Genomic DNA, 15501 nt, shown 5'->3' on the forward strand with positions numbered 1-15501 from the left:
TAGCGTGATCAAAGCAAGTGTGATCACAAATCATAATCAGGAGACGGCGACGACCGTCTTCGGCCAGAGGGTTTGATGAGCGAGGCAGCGGAAAGGCAGGGGAAGGAGACCCGTCCGCCGGTTCTGACGGCAAGCCACGTCGTCAGGCGGTTCGGCGGCCTTGTCGCCGTCAATGATGTCTCATTCGATGTCAAAGCGGGCGAAATCCTTGGCCTGATCGGACCCAACGGCGCCGGCAAGACGACGATGTTCGATCTGCTGGCCGGCAGCATCCTGCCCACCAGCGGCGATATCCTTCTCGACGGCACGCGCGTCTCGGGCGAAGCCGCTCACCTGCGCATCGGCCGTGGCCTTGGCCGCACCTTCCAGATCCCCCGCCCGCTGCCCAATCTGACGCTGATCGAAAACATCATGCTGGCGGCACAGGGCCAGGCCGGCGAAAGGCTGCTCGCCAACTTCATCACGCCGTGGCGGGTGGCGGCGCAGGAAAGAGCTGCCCGGACAAAGGCGCTCGAACTGCTAGAACTCGTCACCCTCAGCCATCTCGCGCATGAGCCGGCGCGCGTGCTTTCCGGTGGCCAGCGCAAGCTGCTCGAACTCGCCCGGGTGATGATGGCCGATCCGGCGATCATCCTGCTCGACGAACCCGCGGCCGGCGTCAACGCGACGCTGCTCGAAGTCATCATCGACCGCATCCGCGACATCAACGCGCGCGGCATCACCTTCCTGCTGATCGAGCACAATATCGACATGGTGACGCGGCTCTGCCATCGCGTCCTGGTCATGGCGAGCGGCCAGTTGCTGAGCGAAGGCACCGCGGAAGAAGTCGCCCGAGACCCGCGCGTCATCGAGGCCTATCTCGGAGGTACCGCATGAGCGAGACCGTCCTCGATGTCCGCGATCTCGAAGCCGGTTATGAACCCGGCGTACCGATCGTGCGCGGCGCCTCCATCACCGTCGGCAGAGGCGAGATCGTCGTCGTGCTCGGCCCCAATGGCGCCGGAAAGTCGAGCTTCATCAAGGCAATCGCCGGCCTTGTCCCGATCACCGGCGGCACGGTGCTGCTGGACGGCAGGGACATCACCGCCGCGCCCGCCCACACCATGGTGCGGCTTGGCCTTGCCTTCGTGCCGCAGACCGAGAACATCTTTCCGCTGATGTCGGTGGAGGACAATCTCAGGGTTGCCTGCGGCATTCTCGAGCGGCGCGAAGTCCCTGTCCGCATCGAGGAAATGTACGCCGTCTTCCCCGACCTCGTCCGCCAGCGGCGCACCGCCGCCGGCAATCTGTCCGGGGGACAGCGGCAGATGCTTGCCGTGGCGCGGGCGCTGATCATCCATCCCAAGGTGCTGGTGCTGGACGAGCCGTCGGCTGGCCTGTCGCCGAAATTCGTCGCGATGGTATTCGAGATGCTGGCCGGCATCCGCAAATCCGGCGTTACTATTCTTTTGGTCGAGCAAAACGCCAAGGCAGCGCTTGCCATTGGCGACCGCGCCTATGTGCTGGTCGAGGGCAAGGACCGGCACGAGGGCATCGCCTCCGAATTGTGGAATGATCCTGTCGTGGCCGAGCTCTATCTTGGCCAGCGCCCCCAGCATCAGCAGGGAGGCGCGGCATGAGCCTGCAATTCATCGTCGACGGACTGCTGACCGGCTCGATGATCGGCCTCGGCGCCATCGGCGTCACGCTCACCTATTCGATCCTGCGCTTCTCGAACTTCGCGCATGGCGACTTCATGGCCTGGGGCAGCTATGCGACGCTGGCCATGGTCAGTGCCATCGGTGCGATATTCGGCAAGGTAGCGCCGATCGGGCCGCTGTCCTTCGGCTGGCCGCTCCTTGTTGCATTGGTCATCGGCATGGCCTTCACCGCCTTGCTGGCGCTGCTGCTCGACAAGGTCCTGTTTTCGCGGCTGCGCTCGCAAGGCCAGGCGATCATCGTTGTGATGGCGAGTTTCGGCGCCTCGATGGCGCTGCGCAGCCTGCTCGAATTCACCTTCACCTCACGGCCGACCTATTTCAGCCGGGCGATCCAGATCGCCATGCCGGTCGGCTTCGGCATCCGCATCACGCCCGACCAGATCGGCCTGTTGCTGCTGACCGCCGTGCTCGTGCTCGGCGTGCATCTGTTGATGACGCGTACGCAGACCGGCCGCTCGATGCAGGCCTTGAGCCAGAACGCGGCACTGGCCCGCATCGTCGGCATCGACGTCGCCAAGGTGGTGCGCGTCACCTGGATCATCGGCGGCGCGCTCGCCTGCGTGGCTGGCGTGATGATCGGCATTCTGGTGCAGATCCGCCCGTTCATGGGCTTCGACATGCTGCTGCCCATGTTCGCCGCCGCTATCCTCGGCGGCATCGGCAGCATCCCAGGCGCGGTGCTCGGCGGCCTGATCATCGGGCTCGCCGAAGCCGGCGCGGTGCAACTGATTGGCGCCGAATGGCGGGCCGCCGTCTCCTTCATCATCCTGATGGCGGTGCTGTTCGTGCGGCCGATCGGCCTTTTCGGAGTTCGGGAAAGATGATCGATCTCATCGGCTACGGCGCGTTCTTCCTGACCACGGCGCTGATCTTCTCGCTGGTCACGCTGGGACTCAACCTGCAATGGGGCCTGACCGGCCTGTTCAATGTCGGCCTCGCCGGTTTTGTCGCCATCGGCGCCTACACCTCGGCACTGCTGACGACACCGGACGATCCCGCGCGCCTCGGCGGCTTCGGCCTGCCCATCCTCGCCGGCTGGGCGGGCGCCATGATCGTCGGCGGCATTGCCGCCGCGCTTACCGGCATGGCGACGCTGCGTCTTAGATCCGACTATCTGGCGATCACCACCTTCGGCGTGGCCGTCGTCGTACAGCTGGTCGCGCTCAACGCGCAGAAGCTGACCGGCGGACCGTTCGGCATTGGCTTCATCCCGCGTCCCTTCGGCGGCCTGGCCGAAACGCCGCTGCTGTTCAACCTGTCGAACCTTGCTGTCGTTTGTGCCGTGACGCTGATTGCCTATCTCGCTTTGGTGCATTTATCGCGAAGCCCGTGGGGTCGCGTGCTGAAGGCGCTGCGGGAGGACGAGCGGGCGGCGATTTCACTCGGCAAGAGCGCGCGCTTCTATCGCGTCCAGGCGTTTGCCGTCGGCGGCGCCATAATGGCGCTGGCCGGCGCGCTGCAGGCGCACTTCACCGGCTTCATCGCGCCAGACAATTATCTGCCGATCCTCACCTTTCAGGTCTGGGTGATGCTGATCGTCGGCGGCTCGGGCAGCAATCTTGGCGCCGTCATCGGCAGTGTCCTGGTCTGGGGGATATGGGCGGGATCGGGCACGCTGACCAGCGTGTTCTTCCCGCCCGAGCAGCAGGCACGCGCTGCCTCGCTGCAGATCGTCGCCATCGGCGTCATGCTTTGTGTGATCCTGCTGATCCGGCCGAACGGATTGTTCGGCGACAGGCCGAGGCGGCCGCGCTTTGGCAAGCGTAAGCGGATCGCTACGGACAAAAGCAGTTCCGGCTCATGAATGCTCCGGTCCGGCTGGGTGCGAATGGCACTTCGCTCTGGTATGCGATCAACCGCGATCGCCGGGAACGGCCGACGCTACAAGGGAGGCTCGATGTCGATCTGGCCATCGTCGGCGGTGGATTTTCCGGTCTGTCGACCGCGCTGCACGCCGCTGAAAAAGGCATCTCCGTCGCTGTGCTCGAAGCCGAGATCATCGCCTGGGGCGCGACCGGCAGGAACGCCGGTTTCGTCGTGCCGAACTTCGCCAGGATGGATCCGGACAACATCCTTGCGCATCTCGGCCCCGAGCGCGGTGAACGCCTCATCAATTTCGCCGCCGGCAGTGCCGACCTCGTTTTCGGCCTGATCCGGCGGCACGGCATCGACTGCCACGCTGTGCAGAACGGATGGATCCAGCCGGCGCACTCGCCCGGCGCCTTGCAGAAGGCCAAATCACGTGCGGACCAATGGGCGCGGCGCGGACGGCCTGCCGTCACCCTGGATCGGCAGGAGGTCGAAGCGCTGACCGGCGCGCGCGGCTATGTCGGTGCCTGGATGGATCGTTCCGGCGGCGTGCTCAATCCGGTCGCCTATGCGCGCGGACTGGCCGATGCGGCGGAGAAGACTGGCGCGAACATTTTCGAACACACGCCGGTCACCTCGATCGATCGCGGGGCCGATGGCTGGGTGCTTAAAACAGGGTTGGGCTTGGTGCGCGCGGCCAAGGTATTGATCGCCACCAACGCCTATGGCGGGTCGCTCAGTCCGTTGCTGCGGCGAACCTATATTCCGCTGAAGGTTTTCCAGATCGCGACCGCGCCGCTACCGCTCGAAATCCGCACGCGACTGCTTCCCGGGGGGCAAGGCGTCGGCGATACCAGGCGCAATCTCTTCACCTTTCGCTTCGACGCCGATAACCGGCTGATCAGCGGCGGCATGCATATTCTTGGCACTGGCGCCGATGCGCGCGTGCCGCAAACAATCTTGCGGCGGCTTGCCAGCCACCTCGACCTGCCCGATTTGCCGCCGCTTGCCTACAGCTGGTCGGGAATCGCGGCAGTCGAACCGGATTTCCTGCCGCACCTCCTGGATCTCGGCCCGGGGCTGATTGCCGGCCGCGCCTGCAATGGACGCGGCATCGCCATGACCACGGCGATGGGCAAGGTGCTAGCCGACTGGGCCGCTGGAACCGACGCGCGTGATTTGCCGCTGCCCTTTGCACCGCCGGCGCCGATCCCGTTCCATGCCCTGCTGAGGCACGCACCCAACATGCTGCTTGGCTGGAGCATGCTGCGCGACCGGATGGACGAGACGGCATAGGCCGACCGAGCCTGCCGTGCGATCAGTCCGCCGTGCAAAGGTTTTCGGAGAGGATAGCGGCCGCCGCGACAATGTCCTGCTCGAGGGAAGCCCGAACGGCTGGACCGTTGCGCTGTTCCAGCGCGGCGACGATCGCGCGGTGTGCGTCATTGGACTGCGGAATGTAGCGGTCATCCCGCATCAGGAGCTTGAGATAGGGACCGACGCGCCCCCAGAGATCGCGGATCATGTTCAAGAGGATGGGCGCGCCGGCATGCTCATAGATAGCGAAATGGAAGGCTTCGTTCAGGGAAAGATAGGTCGTGGCGTCCTGCGCCTCGACGGCCCGCTGCATGCCGGCGAGCGCGGCTTGTATGTCGGCCAGCCCGCTTTCAGTCATCCGTGACGTAGCCATCTCGCCCGCCAGCCCCTCGATGGCGATGCGGATAAGCGTCAGTTCCGCGAAAGCGGGCGCGGAGAGCAACGGCACGATGATCGAGCGGTTGTTCTGCATTTCCAGAAGCCGCTCGGCAACCAGCCTTTGCAGCGCCTCGCGGATCGGTGTGGTCGAAATGCCAAAGGTTTCGGCGAGCTTGCGGATGACCAGTGTCTGGCCCGGGCTGAAACCACCTGAAATCAATTCCTGCTTGAGCGCGCCGTAGGCGCGGTCATTGAGGGTTTGATGCTCGAGCTTCAACATGCGCGGACCGCTCGGCTCACCATTTCGACAGCGCGCGATCGAGCGTCTCGGCCAGTTGCTCGGCATTGTCCCTGGAAAAGGGCAGCGGCGGCCTGATCTTCAGCACATTGCCGCGTGGGCCACAGGACGAAATCAGCACGCCGTCCTCGCGCATGGCTTCGACGACGGAAGAGGTCTTGGCAGCGGCAGTGGCCCCATCCTCCGCCGTCAGCTCGACGCCGAAATAGAGGCCATTATGCCTGACATCGGCGACCATGCCGTGCCGGCTTTGCAAGGCGCGAAGCAGGTTCCTCGTATAGGCACCGACTGTCCGCGCGTTCTCGATCAGCCCCTCGCCCTCGATCACCTCGAGCACGGCGATGCCGACGGCGGCCGCGACCGGATTGCCACCGAAGGTGTTGAAGTAGCCGGTGTGCGAACCGAACGAGCTCACCAGCTGCGGCCGCACGATCACCGCACCCATCGGATGCCCGTCGCCGATCGGCTTGCCCAACGTGACGATATCAGGCTCGAGGCCATAATTGGCGAAGCCCCACATGCCCTGGCCAAGCCGGCCGAAACCGGACTGGACCTCGTCGGCAATGACGATGCCGCCGGCTTTCCTGACGTGATCGGCCGCCTCGCGGATGACAGAACCATCGGGGAAGAAAATGCCATCGCTGGAAAAGGCCGAATCGAGCAGCAGCGCCGCCGGGCGGATGTTTTGCGCGCGCATATCGTCAATGGCGGCGGCGACATTCCTGGCGAAATCACGCGCGGCGCGGCCGCCGTCGCGGAACGTGTCCGGCGCTGCCACGGCTCGATGATGCGCGGGTACGCCCTTGGCGCCGACCGCCGCCGGCGACAGCTGCGCGGTGGCGATGGTGGCGCCGTGATAGGCGAAGTCGGTGATGATCACGCCGGTGCCGCCGCTCGAATGCTGGGCGATACGGATGGCGAGGTCGTTGGCCTCGCTGCCGGTGCAGGTGAACATGGCGTGGCCGAGATGGGACGGAAGCGTGCCGAGAAGCTCTTCCGCGTAGTCGAGGATGATCTCGCTGAGATAACGCGTGTGCGTGTTGAGCGTGGCTGCCTGCGCCGACAATGCCTCGACGACGCGCGGATGGCAGTGTCCGACCGAGACGACGTTGTTGTAGGCATCGAGGAATTTTCGGCCCTGCGCATCGTAGAGCCAGACACCGCTGCCACGCACCAGATGGATCGGGTTGCGGTAGAAGGCGCGATAGGTCGGCCCGAGCAACCTGGCGCGGCGTTCGAGCAGCGCGCGCTCGGCATCGGCAGAAACACTTGCGGGCGAGGGCTGGGACACGGCATCTACTCCGGCTTGGAATGGTCGAGAAAATAGCGGCGGGCTTCAGCGGATGAGAGACCGTCCAGCCGTTCGAGCGAGGCCCAGACCTCGGTGATGAGGCGCAGGACATAGTCACGTTTGGCCGGAAACCGCTCGGCCTGCCAGCTGGCTATATTGGCGATGAGTGCGAGGCGGGCACGAATGAGGTGGAAGAGGATGCCAAGCTCTTCAATCTCGAGCGGCTGCACGGACTGGTAACCGGCGACGAAGCGTGCCGCAGGCGCCAGCGGATGGCCTTCAGCCGGCCAACGATAGACGGCACCGATGGCGAGATCGCAGATCAGCGGCGAGTGGATCATGTCGCCGAAATCGAGGATGCCGCTGACCATTTCCGGCCGCGAGGCATCCATCACCACATTGTAGGAGTTCATGTCGTTGTGGACGATCTGCGCGCGCAGCCCGGGGATGAGCGGCGCTGCATGTTCTTCAAAAGCGTCGATGACACGCTCGACCATGGCGCGATGGCCGGCGTCGGTGATATGCGCCAGCATGGGCCGTGTCTTGGCGACCTTGCGGATGTCCCACAAAAGGTCGCTGCCGGCAGCCGGATGGAAGAAGCCGCGCAGTGCCCGGCCAAGCCGGGCGAGGAAGATGCCGAGATTGCGATCCTGCGCCGCCGACGTGGGCGAGCGCGAAAGCAACTGGCCGGGCAGATAGGTGACCAGCCGGACGATGCGCGGCGCCGATCCGCCGACGCTGACCATAAACTGCGCTTCGCCTTCAAGGCTCTTGCGCACCGAGGGAACCGGCAAGGCCGGGTCGACTGTCAGAATATGGTCGAGCGCCTTGTTCTGGAAATCGGTGAAGCCGGCCTCTTCCGCCGGATGCGAGACCTTCAGGACGAACTCGCCCTCGCCTTCGGTCTGGATATGGAAATTGTGGTCGCGTTCGCCTGGCAACGCACGCGCGCTGCCGATAATTCCGTAGTGGCGGCGCAATAGGGCCAACGCGTCGGCGATCGAAACGTCAGGCGCATCTTCGGCGAGCGTCTCGCCGAAGGCATCCGATACGGCCGCGTTCATAGCCTGACCTCGGGATCGATGGGCTCAAGGCCACACCAGTCGGCGATGAAGAGCGCGATGGTCTGGGTGACCTTGCGGACGGAGTCGAGATCGACGGCCTCGTCATAGCCATGCGGCATGCGGCAGATCGGGCCGTAGACGATCGCCGGCGTGTCGGCATAGAGGCCGAAGAAGCGCGCATCGGTGGTGGCCGAGGTGACATGCTCCGTCAGCGGCTCGCCCCACACGGCGGTATGGCTGCGCCGCAGCACGGCTTCCATCTCGTCGGCACCTTCCAGCACATAGCCCTCGGCCATGAAGCCGTTATAGGTCATCCTGGGCGGGCGATTGGCCAAGAACGGATCGGCGCGCGCCGCATCGGCGATGCAGGCCTCGAGTTCGGCTCTGGCGTCCTCCAGCTTCTGGCCGGGATAGGTCGCGACACGCATCTCGAAGACACAGCGCGCCGGAACGCTCGATGTCCATTCGCCGCCCTCGATCTTGCCGAGGTTGAAGCGGATCGGGTGCGGGTGATCGCAGAAATGCTTGTCATCGACTTTTCTCGCGTTCCAGACGATTTCGAGCTGCTTTAGAGCCTGTATGATGAGGAAGGCCTTCTCGATGGCATTGGCGCCGGCCGAGAAAGCGCCCGACGCGTGCTGCGGATCGCCGTCGACCTCGACCCTGAACCAGATCGGCCCGACCTGCGCCCGCATCAGCCTTGGCTCCAGCGGTTCAGGAATGAAAGCGGCGTCGGCGCGGTAGCCGCGCTGCAGGCAAGCAAGCGCGCCGTTGCCGGTGCACTCCTCCTCGACGACCGACTGCAGGAATACTTTCGCAGCCGGCTGATAGCCGAGGCCCCGCAAGGCGGCCAGGGCATAGAGACAAGCCGACAGGCCGGCCTTCATGTCGCCGGCGCCGCGGCCATGCATCCAGCCGTCCTCGATCGCGGGATCGTAGGGGTCGCGCACCCAGCGATCGAGCGGTCCCGTCGGCACCACATCGATATGACCGTTCAGGATCAGCGAGCGGCCGGTGGCGTTTCTCGGCGTGTGGGTGGCGACCACGTTGAAGGCGTCATCGTAGGACACCGCCACGGGTGAGAAGCCAGGCAGGTCGCGAATCGCATCGACATCGACACGCCACATGTCGACCGCATAGCCATTGGCTTCATAGGCAGCCGCCATGAAGGATTGCGCGGCATGTTCCTCACCGCGTTGGGAGGGAAAGCGCACGAGATCGGCCAGGAAAGCGAGCTGGCAGTCAAAGCCATCGTCGACCGCCCGCAAGATGGCCTCATCCGCAATTTGCTCAGGCATGATATTCCGCCTTCCCAGAAATGATGTATCATATCTCATATGCCATTCTCCGGAAAGGCAAGAAGGCAGGCGGCCAAAATCATGGCCGCCGCTGGAGCTCTTGGCAGGCGGCAGCAGAGTTGGCATCAGCTTGAAGCGCCGGCAAGGCTGCGCGGCGGAAGATCGAGGACAGATGCAGGTCACCGAAGGAACATTGCCGGCTGAAATCACCGATCTCACCGTCGGCTACCGGCGCCTGCCGGCCGGCAAGCTCGCCAATGCGGTGACCTGGATGGAGGCGCGCGCTCCCCTGCTCGGTCTGGCGCGGCCGCTCGCCATAAAACGGATCACGACGCCCGACTGCGCCTCGTATCGGGCGATCTTCCTCGAATCGGCGCTCCCTGGCTGTGGGACCGCGTGTCCGAAATGTCCGACGCCGAGATAATGGCTCACTTCGCCGACCCGCGTCAGCACCTCTATTATGGCCACGATGAAACCGGTGCCCACATCGGCATGGTCGAATTCTTCGTTGCCGACAGCAACGAGATCGAGATCACCTATTTCGGCCTGTTCCCGTCCCTGACCGGCCGCGGTTTCGGCAAGCGGCTGATGGCCGGCGCGCTCGACCTGGCTTGGCGCCTGAACCCGAGCCGCATCTGGTTGCACACCAGCAGCTTCGATCATCACAGCGTCATCGGCTTCTACGGCGCATGCGGGTTCGTGCCCTTCGCGACCGGGTTTGAGATCATCGACGATCCCCGGATAAAGGGAACCTTGCCGCGCGATGCGGCGCCGCAGATTCCGCTGCTCGATATGGAACGGGGCGCCGAGAGCGAGAACGTCGCACGGCGGCGAGCAGGCAAGCCCTGAGATAGCGTCTCCGTCAGGTCGCCTGCGGCGACGGCAGCCGTTCGCGCAATTCGTCGACAAGCACCCTGGTGTTTTCGGAATAGTCGATGGGTACGACGACGAGATGCACGCCGCCGCCGGTGAAGGCCTGTTCCAGCGTCGGCCGCAACTCGGCGATCGCGTCAACCCTGGTCCCTTTGGCGCCATAGGCCTCGGCGTATCTAACGAAGTCGGGATTGCCGAAGGTCATGCCGAAATCCGGGAATTCGTCGACCGCCTGCTTCCAGCGGATCATGCCATACGCATGGTCTTCCAGCAGCAGGACGACGAGGTTCAGCTTGAGCCTGACAGCCGTCTCCAGTTCCTGGCTGTTCATCATGAAGCCGCCATCGCCGCAGATGGCCATGACACGACGCTGGGGATAGAGCAGCGCCGCCATCATCGCCGACGGCAACCCGGCGCCCATGGTGGCCAGCGCGTTGTCGAGCAACAGCGTGTTTGCCATGCGCGTGCGGTAGTTGCGCGCGAACCAGATCTTGTACATGCCGTTGTCCAGCGCGAGGATGCCGTCGGCCGGCATCACGGCGCGCACGTCGTGCACGATGCGCTGCGGCGTGAAGCGGTCTTCGGTGGCGCGCGCGGCGATGCGGCTCAAAATGCCTTCGCGCAGCGGCAGCAGCGCCTGCGCGTTGGGGATCTTGCCTTCGATGCGGTCGGCCAGCAGCGCCAGCGACGGGCCGAGGTCGCCGACGGTCTCGGCTTGCGGGAAATAGACCTGCTCGACATCAGCCGACTGGTAGCCGACATGAATAACCTTCGGTCCCTTCGCGCCCATGATGAACGGCGGCTTCTCGACCGTGTCGTGGCCAATGGTGATGATCAGATCGGCCTGTTCGATGGCCTCATGGACATAGTCGCGCTCCGAAATCGCCGCCGTTCCCATGTAAAGCTCGGTGCCGCCGGGCACGGTGCCCTTGCCCATCTGCGTGGTGAAATAGGGAATCTGCGTGCGCAGCACGAACTGGGCGACGTCGGGGGTCACGCGCGGCCGTGACGCCGAGGCGCCGAACATCAGCAGCGGGCGCTTGGCCTCGAGGATCATGCGGGCGGCGCGATCGAGCGCGCTAGCGCTGGCCAGGGGCAACTCGACCGGATGCGTCGGCACCAACGCGATCGGTTCGCACTCCGCCGCCGCGATGTCTTCCGGCAGTTCCAGGTGCACGGGGCCGGGGCGCTCTTCCTGTGCGACGCGGAAGGCTTCGCGCACCAGCGACGGGATCATCTTCGGCGAGACGATCTGGCGCGACAGCTTGGTCAGTGGCTTCATCGCCGCAACGATGTCGACGATCTGGAAGCGCGCCTGCCTGGACGACAGGATGCCCTTCTGGCCGGTGATCATGATCATGGGCATCGCACCGAGCAGCGCGTAGGCCGAGCCGGTCGTCAGGTTGAGCGCGCCGGGGCCGAGCGTGGTGATGCACACTCCTGCCTTGCCGGTGAGCCTGCCATAGGTGGCGGCCATGAAGGCGGCCGCCTGCTCGTGGCGGGTCAGGATCAGCTGGATCGACGAGCGGCGGATGGATTCGACGATGTCGAGATTTTCTTCGCCCGGAATGCCGAAGATCCGATCGACCCCTTCATTCTCGAGGGCCGCCACGAACAGATCCGAACCCTTGGTCATGAACCGTCTCTCCTGCGATGCGCGCATTCCATCAGCCATCTTCATATGGCACCGGAACGCGACGCCTCAAAGAGCGCAAGTCGTCTGCTGGCAATCACGCCATCATTTTCGGCAAGGCGGCCGCCAATGCGTCGACGGCCAGCCGGACCTTGAGCGGCAGATGCGGCGTCTGCAGCCAGAGTGCATGACAGTCGTAGGGATAGCGTGGCTGGTCCGGCAACAACTCGACCAGCGCGCCGACCTGGATGCGCTGGCGAGCCAGCCAGTAAGGCAACCACGCCAGCCCCATGCCGCCGACAGCGGCATCGGCGATGGCATCGAGATCGTCGAGCCGCAGCCGGCCGTTTGGGATGACCTCGAGCGCGGCTTGTCCTTCGCGCGCGAACAGCCAGGGCTGAACGATCATGCCGAGCCGGCGATAGACAATCGCCTGATGATCGGCGAGATCTTCGATCCGCCGTGGTTCGCCATGAATTTCCAGATAGGAAGGCGCGGCACAGACGACCATGTCCTGGCGTGCAACACGGCGCGCGATCACGCCGGCCTTGTCGTCCAGCTCACCGGTCCGTATGGCGAGGTCGTAGCCATCCTCGGCAAGATCGGCAAAGCGGTCGCTGAGCGAGAGGTCGAGCTCCAGCATCGGATACCGCCGCGCCAGTTGCAGCAATACGGGGGTCACGCAGTGGCGGCCGAAATGCGCAGGCATGGTGACGCGCAATTTTCCGCGCGGTTCCGAGAGCTGGTCGGCGGCGAGCGCGTCGGCGGCCTCGGCCTCGGCCAGCACCAGGCGGCACCGCTCATAGTAGGCGCGGCCGAAATCGGTCAGGCTCCGCCGGCGCGTGGTCCGGTTGATGAGACGCACGCCAAGTCTGTCCTCAAGAAATCGGACATGCTTGCCGACCATCGGTCCAGACAGATCGAGCGCAGTGGCCGCCGCTGCGAACGAGCCGAGATCAACCGCCCTGACGAACACGGCCATGCTCTCGAGCCTATCCATATTCGAAACTCCTGGTTTCTAGTGCATAACCAGAACAGCCATTTATCGTCGAAAGCCCTCGCGTCATAGCTCATTCGGTTCAGATAATTTGGAGTTGGCCGAATGACCCGTGTAGTCCGCTTCCACCAACATGGTGATCCCGAGGTCCTGCGCATCGAGGAGGTCGACCTGCCCCCACCGGGCCAGGGTGAAGTTCAAATCCGCGTCAGGGCATTCGGCCTCAACCGCGCCGAGGCGCTGCTGCGCGCCGGCAGCTATATCGAGACACCCGTGCTCCCGTCCGGGCTCGGGCTGGAAGCGGCAGGCGTCATCGAGGCGATTGGCGAAGGCGTGACGGAGCTGGCGCCCGGCGACGCGGTCAGTGTCGTCCCGCCGCAATCGATGGTTCGCTGGCCGGCCTACGGTGAGCTTGTCACTTTCCCCGCCGGGCTCATCGTCAAACACCCACCGTCCCTCGACTGGCAAACCGCGGCGGCGGTTTGGATGCAGTATCTCACTGCCTACGGCGCCATGATCGACATCGCCAGCTTGAGCAGTAGAGATGCCGTTGTCATCACCGCGGCCTCGAGCAGCGTCGGACTTGCCGCGATCCAGATCGCCAACAGGGTTGGCGCGACAGCGATCGCGGTGACGCGGACATCCGCAGAAAGACAGGCCCTGCTTGATGCCGGAGCGGCTGAAGTCGTGGTCCTCGCCGACGAAGATCTTGCCATGCGGCTGAGTGGGATCGCTGGGCAGGATGGCGTGCGCGTCGTGCTCGATGCAGTCGGCGGCCCGATCTTCGAACCGCTGACCGCAGCCATGTCGAAGGGCGGCATTCTGATCGAATATGGCGGCCTCAGCAGCGACCCGACGCCGTTTCCGTTGCCTGCGGTACTGGGCAAGACGCTGACGTTGCGCGGCTATCTCGTCCACGAGATCACCGGCAATTCTGAGAAGTTGGAGGCTGCCAAGGCGTTCATCCTCGAAGGGCTTGGGGACGGCACGCTGAGGCCGATCATCGACAGAACGTTTCCATTCGACCAGATCGTCGAGGCGCATCGCTATCTTGAATCGAACGAACAGTTCGGCAAGATCGTCGTCACGGTTTGAGCAGCAATCATTCTCGCCGGCAATATTGCCCCTTGAAGGGGCCGCCCCGCATTCCTAAATCCCGAATGCGGGCCGGGCCCCTCTGACTGTCGCTTCTGGCGACCGTGATGTCGGACCGCTTCAACGGGCCCGTTTTCATTCCTTTCGGTCGAGCGGGCTCATTCCTTTCTGGTTAGGAGCCCCTGATGACATCATCTCTCCTCGGTATGGTCTGCCCCTCCTGCCGCGTCGCCCTCGTGATGAGCGAACGCCAGGGGATCGAGATCGACTACTGTCCGCAGTGCCGCGGCGTCTGGCTTGATCGTGGCGAACTCGACAAGATCATCGAACGTTCCGGCAGGGATGCGTCGCCCGCGCCGCAAGCGCAGCCCGCCCCATTTGCCCAGCCGCAACACAGCCGGGACCGCGATGACGACTATTCCCGCTCGCATGGCCAACGCTATCCGAAGCGAAAGAAGTCATTCTTCGAAGAGCTGTTCGACTGACCCTTATGACGCCCGCGACCCGGGGCCAGCGCCTTGCTGAAATTTTCCGAAACGACATCGATAAGGTTCTATCAGATGATTTCCCGCACAAGCCGATTCACTACCCTCTTTGCCGGCCTGTTCCTCGCCTTCTCCATGGTCGCGATCGATCATGCCGAGGCGCGGCGCGGCGGCAGCTTCGGCAGTCGTGGCGCGCGCACCTTCCAATCGGCACCGCCGACCAGGACCGCGCCGGCGCCGACCGCGCCGGTCGAGCGTTCGATGACACCCAATGCCGGCGTGAACAATGCAGCCCGGCAGCCGCAGGCCGGCCCGCAGAGACCCGGCTTCATGAGCGGCTTCGGCGGAATGATGATGCGCGGCCTGCTGCTCGGCGGCCTGATCGGACTGCTCGTGGGCCAAGGTTTCGGCGGCCTCGCCGGCATGTTCGGATTCCTGCTCCAGGCCCTGCTCATCGGTGGCGCGATCATGCTGGCCATCAGTTTCTTCCGGTCGCAGTCCGCGCGTGGCCCCGCGCCCGCGCTCGCCGGCATGGACAATGCCCAGGCTTCGCGGCTTGAGAACCGCGCAACGGCACAGCAGGAGACGGGAACCGCAGGCTCCTTCACCATTCCCGGCTTTGGCGGCGGTTCGGGCGGAGGCTATGAGGCCACCCGGTCCGAGGAGATCACGCTGGCCCAGACCGACCTCGATGCCTTCCAGCAGTTGTTGACCGAGGTCCAGGAAGCATTCGGCCGCGAGGACCATGCCGCATTGCGCCGGTCGGTGACGCCCGAGATGGTGTCCTATCTGTCGGAAGAACTGGCCGACAATGCCCAGAAAGGTCTCAGGAACGAAGTGTCCGATGTCACCCTGCTGCAGGCCGACATCGCGGAAAGCTGGCGCGAGGATGACCGCGACTACGCCACCGCCGCATTCCGTTATGAGTCGCGCGACGTGATGCGCGAACGGGCGAGCGGCAAGGTCGTCGAGGGCGACGAGGGCCACCCCACCGAGACGACCGAGTTGTGGACGTTCACGCGTCAGAACGGCTCGAACTGGAAGCTCTCGGCGATACAGGAGGCTTGAGCCTGGCGAGTTCATTGGCGATCAAGCCACGATCTTGACGCACATCGGCGTGCTGATCTCGACGGCGGAGACAGCACCGCCGGCGCCGTGAAAATAAGGCGTCTCCCGGTTCAGACTGCCGACAAACACCAGACAGGCCATTCCAGGCACCGCGCATGATTTGCTCCTGCCCTGCCCGCGCTTCCGCGCGCAAAA

16 protein-coding genes are annotated in these 15501 nt (G+C 64.5%); 10 read left to right on the forward strand and 6 right to left on the reverse strand.

Going from position 1 to position 15501, the window contains the following annotated elements; genetic code table 11:
* The first annotated feature begins 75 nt into the window (after positions 1-75).
* Genes FJ960_RS14570 through FJ960_RS14590 form a run of 5 tightly spaced genes read left to right on the forward strand, consistent with a single transcriptional unit; the run spans position 76 to position 4805 of the window.
* Positions 76-876 (forward strand): ABC transporter ATP-binding protein, encoded by an 801-nt coding sequence (locus FJ960_RS14570; protein WP_140714819.1) that lies wholly within the window; start codon positions 76-78, stop codon positions 874-876.
* Positions 873-1619 carry an ABC transporter ATP-binding protein gene (locus tag FJ960_RS14575; RefSeq protein ID WP_140714821.1) on the forward strand — a complete coding sequence of 249 codons (747 nt, stop codon included), beginning with the start codon at positions 873-875 and terminating at the stop codon, positions 1617-1619. Before FJ960_RS14570 ends, FJ960_RS14575 begins: the two co-directional genes overlap by 4 nt.
* Entirely contained in the window at positions 1616-2524 is a 909-nt protein-coding gene (locus FJ960_RS14580; RefSeq protein WP_140714823.1) for a branched-chain amino acid ABC transporter permease, read from the forward strand. Before FJ960_RS14575 ends, FJ960_RS14580 begins: the two co-directional genes overlap by 4 nt.
* Complete coding sequence (locus tag FJ960_RS14585; RefSeq protein WP_181174242.1) at positions 2521-3504, forward strand: branched-chain amino acid ABC transporter permease; 984 nt, start codon at positions 2521-2523, stop codon at positions 3502-3504. The genes FJ960_RS14580 and FJ960_RS14585 overlap by 4 nt, the downstream gene beginning before the upstream one ends.
* A complete protein-coding gene (locus FJ960_RS14590; RefSeq protein ID WP_140714825.1) occupies positions 3501-4805 on the forward strand; it encodes an FAD-dependent oxidoreductase in 1305 nt (434 codons plus the stop codon). The genes FJ960_RS14585 and FJ960_RS14590 overlap by 4 nt, the downstream gene beginning before the upstream one ends.
* 22 nt (positions 4806-4827) lie before the next feature.
* Here the strand turns inward: FJ960_RS14590 and FJ960_RS14595 are convergent, their stop codons facing one another.
* From FJ960_RS14595 to FJ960_RS14610, 4 genes are read right to left on the reverse strand one after another with little or no spacing between them, the layout of a single operon-like run.
* Positions 4828-5484, reverse strand: coding sequence for a GntR family transcriptional regulator (locus FJ960_RS14595; protein WP_140714826.1), 657 nt, complete (start codon positions 5482-5484; stop codon positions 4828-4830).
* A 16-nt stretch (positions 5485-5500) separates the two neighbouring features.
* On the reverse strand, positions 5501-6793 hold the full coding sequence (locus FJ960_RS14600; RefSeq protein ID WP_140714828.1) for an aspartate aminotransferase family protein: 1293 nt from the start codon (positions 6791-6793) through the stop codon (positions 5501-5503).
* A 5-nt stretch (positions 6794-6798) separates the two neighbouring features.
* Complete coding sequence (locus FJ960_RS14605) at positions 6799-7857, reverse strand: phosphotransferase (protein ID WP_140714830.1); 1059 nt, start codon at positions 7855-7857, stop codon at positions 6799-6801.
* Entirely contained in the window at positions 7854-9155 is a 1302-nt protein-coding gene (locus FJ960_RS14610) for an ArgE/DapE family deacylase (RefSeq protein ID WP_181174243.1), read from the reverse strand. Before FJ960_RS14610 ends, FJ960_RS14605 begins: the two co-directional genes overlap by 4 nt.
* A 172-nt stretch (positions 9156-9327) precedes the next feature.
* Here FJ960_RS14610 and FJ960_RS29880 point away from each other — a divergent pair, with 172 nt between their 5' ends.
* Entirely contained in the window at positions 9328-9579 is a 252-nt protein-coding gene (locus FJ960_RS29880) for a hypothetical protein (protein ID WP_246672814.1), read from the forward strand.
* Complete coding sequence (locus tag FJ960_RS14615) at positions 9561-10004, forward strand: GNAT family N-acetyltransferase (protein ID WP_246672816.1); 444 nt, start codon at positions 9561-9563, stop codon at positions 10002-10004. Before FJ960_RS29880 ends, FJ960_RS14615 begins: the two co-directional genes overlap by 19 nt.
* Before the next feature lie 13 nt (positions 10005-10017).
* Here FJ960_RS14615 and FJ960_RS14620 read toward each other — a convergent pair whose 3' ends face one another.
* Complete coding sequence (locus tag FJ960_RS14620; RefSeq protein ID WP_140714832.1) at positions 10018-11664, reverse strand: acetolactate synthase large subunit; 1647 nt, start codon at positions 11662-11664, stop codon at positions 10018-10020.
* A 94-nt stretch (positions 11665-11758) separates the two neighbouring features.
* The gene (locus FJ960_RS14625) at positions 11759-12661 is read right to left on the reverse strand and encodes a LysR family transcriptional regulator (protein WP_140714834.1); all 903 of its coding nucleotides are present in this window, start codon (positions 12659-12661) and stop codon (positions 11759-11761) included.
* Positions 12662-12763: 102 nt separating this feature from the next.
* Here FJ960_RS14625 and FJ960_RS14630 point away from each other — a divergent pair, with 102 nt between their 5' ends.
* From FJ960_RS14630 to FJ960_RS14640, 3 genes are all read left to right on the forward strand, one after another.
* Positions 12764-13753 carry a zinc-dependent alcohol dehydrogenase family protein gene (locus tag FJ960_RS14630; RefSeq protein WP_140714836.1) on the forward strand — a complete coding sequence of 330 codons (990 nt, stop codon included), beginning with the start codon at positions 12764-12766 and terminating at the stop codon, positions 13751-13753.
* A gap of 185 nt (positions 13754-13938) precedes the next feature.
* A complete protein-coding gene (locus FJ960_RS14635; RefSeq protein ID WP_027145106.1) occupies positions 13939-14238 on the forward strand; it encodes a zf-TFIIB domain-containing protein in 300 nt (99 codons plus the stop codon).
* Positions 14239-14313: 75 nt separating this feature from the next.
* Positions 14314-15306, forward strand: coding sequence for a Tim44 domain-containing protein (locus FJ960_RS14640; protein ID WP_140714838.1), 993 nt, complete (start codon positions 14314-14316; stop codon positions 15304-15306).
* Positions 15307-15501: the final 195 nt, after the last annotated feature.

Source organism: Mesorhizobium sp. B2-3-11, from assembly GCF_006442215.1.
Taxonomy (GTDB): Bacteria; Pseudomonadota; Alphaproteobacteria; order Rhizobiales; family Rhizobiaceae; genus Mesorhizobium; species Mesorhizobium salmacidum.